This is a genomic window from Ochrobactrum sp. SFR4 (assembly GCF_019730395.1).
Taxonomy (GTDB): domain Bacteria; phylum Pseudomonadota; class Alphaproteobacteria; order Rhizobiales; family Rhizobiaceae; genus Pseudochrobactrum.
This window is the reverse complement of record NZ_JAAPBB010000768.1, coordinates 1-273: the sequence shown is the minus strand read 5'-3', so window position 1 is coordinate 273 and position 273 is coordinate 1. Positions and strand designations below refer to the sequence as shown.

The following is a 273-nucleotide window of genomic DNA, read 5'->3' as shown; positions in this document are numbered from 1 at the left end:
AGTTCCAGAGCGCCTTTGCGAAGGTGATGGCCTCGCCGGCGCTGGTCGAGTTGCAGCCCGAGCGCGCGGACCCGGCAACGGGCGAGATCGAGCTTGCGCGGTATTCGACGCGGGAAATGGTCGAGATCGAATCCGGCATGATCGAGAGCGCGCAGCGGATGCACGGCGCGCATGGTCATGGCGTCGATCGCCGGCATGTCGAGCGGGCGATAGATCGGCAGGACGCCGCCATTCAGCGCAGCGCCGGCGATGCTTCCGCCCGGCTGTCGGACG

General features: G+C 68.1%; 1 pseudogene. It reads left to right on the top strand.

Going from position 1 to position 273, the window contains the following annotated elements:
• Positions 1-273, top strand: a pseudogene (locus HBA93_RS21165) (Ti-type conjugative transfer relaxase TraA); the annotation flags it as partial.